Consider the following 5,992-nt stretch of genomic DNA (forward strand, 5'->3'; position numbering starts at 1 on the left):
AACCAGCAACTATCTATCCTCCCGGGCCGTTTCCAGCCAAGTACTTTCGACGTATGTGGGCTTAACTACTGTGTTCGGTATGGGAACAGGTGGAGCCCCACAGCTATCGTCACTGGATTTACGATTGTTGATCATACTCCATCTGCTTCGTTGTCGCTCCGGGCGCTCCTTCCGCGTACTTTCCAGTACGGCTCCACTCACGTCCTCGCTCCGCCTTGCAGCTGCAGCATGCTGAACAATCTCTTTTCTTCAGGTGAACCTTCCCCTAAGGGATCTATTCCCTGAAAACTTCACAGAAGAAAGTTCGCATTGTTTTGGCTTACGCTTTGCGGTATGACTTTTCTTAATCTGTTCGTTACAACATACATTAAGGTAACGCATCACTCCTCTCTGCGTAAGCTTGGTTCGCTTAGCTTGGCTTGGTCGTTATAACATACACTATGGATGTTATCGCTCCGCTCTAACTAAGCGACTCGCTCAAAAGTATTGGCTCGCTTACGCTCTCATACTTTTGGCTCGCTGCTTAAGTCAAGCCCTCGGCCGATTAGTACCAGTCAGCTCCATCTCTTGCAAGACTTCCACTCCTGGCCTATCTACCTTATCTTCTATAAGGGGCCTTACTAGCCTGCGCTATGAGAGACCTCATCTTAAGGCTGGTTTCACGCTTAGATGCTTTCAGCGTTTATCCTTTCCGAACGTAGCTACCCAGCTGTACTCCTGGCGGAATAACTGGTACACCATTGGTTCGTCCACTCCGGTCCTCTCGTACTAGGAGCAGTTCCCTTCAAGTCTCTTGCGCCCGCGATGGATAGGGACCGAACTGTCTCACGACGTTCTGAACCCAGCTCACGTACCACTTTAATGGGCGAACAGCCCAACCCTTGGGACCTACTTCAGCCCCAGGATGTGATGAGCCGACATCGAGGTGCCAAACCTCCCCGTCGATATGGACTCTTGGGAGAGATTAGCCTGTTATCCCCAGGGTAGCTTTTATCCGTTGAGCGATGGCCCTTCCACTCGGCACCACCGGATCACTAAGCCCGACTTTCGTCCCTGCTCGACCTGTCCGTCTCGCAGTCAAGCTCCCTTCTGCCTTTGCACTCTTCGCGCGATTTCCGTCCGCGCTGAGGGAACCTTTGGGCGCCTCCGTTACTCTTTCGGAGGCGACCGCCCCAGTCAAACTGCCCGCCTGACACTGTCCTTAGTTTCGTTACTCCTTAAGTTAGAATCCCACTAAAGGAAGGGTGGTATCCCAACATCGACTCCAATCAGACTAGCGTCCAATCTTCTCCGTCTCCCACCTATCCTGTACATCCTTTACCAAGATCCAATGTCAGGTTGCAGTAAAGCTCCATGGGGTCTTTCTGTCCAGTCGCGGGTAACCTGCATCTTCACAGGTATTTCAATTTCACCGGGTCCCTCGTTGAGACAGTGCCCAAGTCGTTACACCTTTCGTGCGGGTCGGAACTTACCCGACAAGGAATTTCGCTACCTTAGGACCGTTATAGTTACGGCCGCCGTTTACTGGGGCTTCGGTTCTCACCTTCGCGTTACCGCTAAGCGCTCCCCTTAACCTTCCAGCACCGGGCAGGTGTCAGCACCTATACGTCAGCTTTCGCTTTAGCAGGCACCTGTGTTTGTGGTAAACAGTCGCTTGGGCCTCTCTTCTGCGGCCTTGCTTCGCTCCAACCGTTTAGGTCTTCACCAAGCATGGCTCCCCTTTTCCCGAAGTTACGGGGACATTTTGCCGAGTTCCTTAACGAGGGTTTTCCCGCGCACCTTAGGATCCTCTCCCCGCCTACCTGTGTCGGTTTGCGGTACGGGCACCTTCAGTCTCGCTAGAAGCTTTTCTTGACAGTGTGGTCCGGTTAACTTCGCCAAAGTTTCCTTTAGCTCCCCTTCACTTCTCGGATCTTCGAACGGGGGATTTGCCTCCCGTTCATCCTACCGGCTTAGACGCGCTCTTCCATTCGCGCGCTTAACTTCCCTCCTGTGTCACTCCATTGCTCAATCGACTTTAGGTGGTACTGGAATCTTTGCCAGTTGTCCATCGCCTACGCATCCTCGCCTCGGCTTAGGTCCCGACTTACCCTGAGTCGACGATCGTTGCTCAGGAATCCTTAGGCTTTCGGTGGGAAGGATTCTCACCTTCCTTTTCGCTACTCATACCGGCATTCTCACTTCCATCCTCTCCAGCACTCCTTCCGGTATACCTTCGTCGTGTATGGAACGCTCCCCTACCACTTGAGAGGTGAGATGCGAGAGGTTAGATGTGAGTTCTTCTCACTTCTTCATTTCCAGCTTTCTATCAGTCGGTACAGCCGCTTGCCTACTACTTCGTATTCATCTATGATTTTTCTTTCTATCGGATATCCGATTTCTTTGGCAAGTTTCAGTAATACGCTGACTTCATTGCTGGATCCTAGAGCATTTCGCAGAAAATGCTTGAATTCTGCTGTTGAGTTCTTGCGCCCATATCCTTCCGCTATGTTAGCTGCTATGGATACTGCCGCTCTTCTCATTTGATACCCTAGTTCTCGCTTTTCTTCTATGGGAAAGCTTTGGGTTAGTTTGTGAATTTCCACTGCTAGTCGAAAACTTTGTTGATATACTTCCAAGTCTTCATAGCTTTGAATTCCCACTTCTAACTTCTCGCCTCCCACCTCTCAAATCCATAGCTTCGGTTCCGTGCTTTAGCCCCGGACATCTTCGGCGCAAAACCTCTCGACCAGTGAGCTATTACGCACTCTTTGAATGGTGGCTGCTTCTAAGCCAACATCCTGGTTGTTTCTGAAGTTTCACATCCTTTGCCACTTAGCACGGCATTGGGGACCTTAGCTGATGGTCTGGGCTCTTTCCCTCTTGACTACGGATCTTATCATTCGCAGTCTGACTCCCAAGATTCCAGTACAGCCATTCGAAGTTTGACTGGGTTCGGTAACCTTTATGGCCCCTAGCCCGATCAGTGCTCTACCGTCTGTACTTATTTCTTGAGGCTAGCCCTAAAGCTATTTCGGGGAGAACCAGCTATCTCCGCGTTCGATTGGCATTTCACCCCTATCCACATCTCATCCCAAAACTTTTCAACGTTCACGGGTTCGGTCCTCCACGCATTTTTACCTGCGCTTCAACCTGGACATGGATAGATCACTGCGGTTTCGGGTCTACAATAGCTAACTCTTCGCCCTCTTAAGACTCGCTTTCGCTTCGGCTCCGTATTTCCTACTTAACCTCGCTAGCTACTGTAACTCGCCGGTTCATTCTTCAATAGGCACGCCGTCGACCATATACAGGTCTTCGACTGCTTGTAGACATACGGTTTCAGGTTCTCTTTCACTCCCCTCCCGGGGTGCTTTTCACCTTTCCCTCACGGTACTATGCGCTATCGGTCGCCAAAAGTATTTTGCCTTGGAGAGTGGTCTCCCCTGCTTCCCACAAGGTTTCTCGTGTCTCGTGGTACTCTGGATTCCAGCCGTCTTGCTCTGCCTTTCGCTTACAGGACTGTTACCTCCTACGGTCTACCTTTCCAGGTAGTTCAGCTTGGCCTGACTCAACTTTTGCTGGTCCTCAACCCCATAAAGCCGAAGCTTTCTGGTTTGGGCTCTTCCCCGTTCGCTCGCCGCTACTTTGGGAATCTCGTTTGATTACTTTTCCTCCGGGTACTTAGATGTTTCAGTTCCCCGGGTGCCCCCCTAACTTTTGTTAGGTGACGGTGCATAACCACCGCCGGGTTCCCCCATTCGGATATTCAGGGATCTCTACCTGCTTGCGGTTCCCCCTGACTTTTCGGAGCTTACCCCGTCCTTCGTCGGCTTTTGGCGCCTAGGCATCCACCGTATGCCCTTCATAACTTGACTTATGCGTCAGTTACTCGACTGTCTATAAACGGCCATCTGCGTTGTCATACCTGCGCTTCGGTGCTCAACGTACTTACCAGTACGCCTGCGCTCCGATGCTCGGCATTCCTAGCATCTGTCCATTTCTAGCCAGTCTTTAGGTTTATGCAATGTATTTTAAAACAGGCGTCTTAAAATCATCCATAACCTTGATTGTTCATCCATCAATGCGCTCGTTAAGTTTACTCTCTCAAAATTTACTTTCAAGAGGTAAATCTTTTTCTTGCTTCTGTGCAGTTTTCAAGGAACAGCGTGCCCAACACTTATCGTGTCAGGCACTGGGATTACCTATCTTAGCATAAGTACCGGCCTGTTTCAACCAGTATCTTTTGCCAGTATGGGTATTCCCTCAAAACTAAACAATGTAAGTCCGGTGCTACTGCCAGCTCATATGCTGCGTCTAGCACTCTCTGCCATATGTGTTCGTCATGAGTATTCTCTCATAACGCCGACCTAGGATTTGAAAACTTCCGTTTCCTTTTCTCCTTAGAAAGGAGGTGATCCAGCCGCACCTTCCGATACGGCTACCTTGTTACGACTTCACCCCAATCATCGGCCCCACCTTCGACGGCTAGTTCCTTTTCAGGTTACCCCACCGGCTTCGGGTGTTTCCAACTCTCGTGGTGTGACGGGCGGTGTGTACAAGGCCCGGGAACGTATTCACCGCAGCATGCTGATCTGCGATTACTAGCGATTCCGACTTCACGCAGGCGAGTTGCAGCCTGCGATCCGAACTGAGAGCTTGTTTCTGGGGTTCGCTCCGCCTCGCGGCCTCGCTTCCCTCTATTTAAGCCCATTGTAGTACGTGTGTAGCCCAGGACATATGGGGCATGATGACTTGACGTCATCCCCGCCTTCCTCCGCATTCTCTGCGGCAGTCTCCTATGAGTTCCCACCTTTACGTGCTGGCAACATAGGACAGGGGTTGCGCTCGTTGCGGGACTTAACCCAACATCTCACGACACGAGCTGACGACAGCCATGCACCACCTGTTTTCGTGTCTCCAGAAGGAGACCGGGCTATCTCTAGCCCTTTCACTCAATGTCAAGCCCTGGTAAGGTTCTTCGCGTTGCGTCGAATTAAACCACATACTCCACCGCTTGTGCGGGCCCCCGTCAATTCCTTTGAGTTTCAACCTTGCGGCCGTACTCCCCAGGCGGGGTACTTATTGCGTTAACTCCGGCACAGAAGGGGTCGATACCTCCTACACCTAGTACCCATCGTTTACGGCCAGGATTACCGGGGTATCTAATCCCGTTCACTCCCCTGGCTTTCGCGCCTCAGCGTCAGACACAGTCCAGAAAGTCGCCTTCGCCACTGGTGTTCCTCCCAATATCTACGCATTTCACCGCTACACTGGGAATTCCACTTTCCTCTCCTGCACTCAAGATGGTTAGTTTCCAACCCCTCACGGGGTTGAGCCCCGCACTTTTAGGTTGGACTTAACCATCCGCCTACGCGCCCTTTACGCCCAATAATTCCGGACAACGCTCGCCACCTACGTATTACCGCGGCTGCTGGCACGTAGTTAGCCGTGGCTTCCTCCTCAAGTACCGTCATTAAGCAGCATTTTTCACACTGCTCACGTTCTCCCTTGAAGACAGAGCTTTACGATCCGAAAACCTTCTTCACTCACGCGGCGTTGCTCCGTCAGACTTTCGTCCATTGCGGAAGATTCCCCACTGCTGCCTCCCGTAGGAGTCTGGGCCGTGTCTCAGTCCCAGTGTGGCCGTTCATCCTCTCAGACCGGCTACTGATCGTCGCCTTGGTAGGCCCTTACCCCACCAACCAGCTAATCAGACGCAAACCCCTCTCTTAGCGGTAGCATTGTTAAGAGGCCACCTTTCTTGTTCCTCCCATGCGGAAGATACATCTCATTCGGTATTAGCACCACTTTCGCGGTGTTGTCCCCAGCTATGAGGCAGGTTGTTTACGCGTTACTCACCCGTTCGCCACTAAGATCTCCATTGCTGAATATCTCCGTTCGACTTGCATGTGTTAGGCACGCCGCCAGCGTTCGTCCTGAGCCAGGATCAAACTCTCCATAAAGATATTATGGAGCCTTGATGGCTCTTTATTACTTAAAGAATTATTTT

3 rRNA genes are annotated in these 5,992 nt (G+C 51.4%); all 3 read right to left on the reverse strand.

Annotation, left to right across the window (positions count from 1 at the left end):
- A 5S ribosomal RNA gene (gene rrf / locus P22_RS19765) occupies positions 1-117 on the reverse strand.
- 407 nt (positions 118-524) lie between these two features.
- Positions 525-3,857 (reverse strand): 23S ribosomal RNA (locus P22_RS19770).
- A 529-nt stretch (positions 3,858-4,386) separates the two neighbouring features.
- Positions 4,387-5,945 (reverse strand): 16S ribosomal RNA (locus P22_RS19775).
- The 16S, 23S and 5S rRNA genes sit together here, the layout of an rRNA operon.
- Positions 5,946-5,992: the final 47 nt, after the last annotated feature.

Origin of the sequence: Propionispora sp. 2/2-37 (assembly GCF_001298735.1) — a bacterium.
GTDB lineage: Bacteria > Bacillota > Negativicutes > Propionisporales > Propionisporaceae > Propionispora.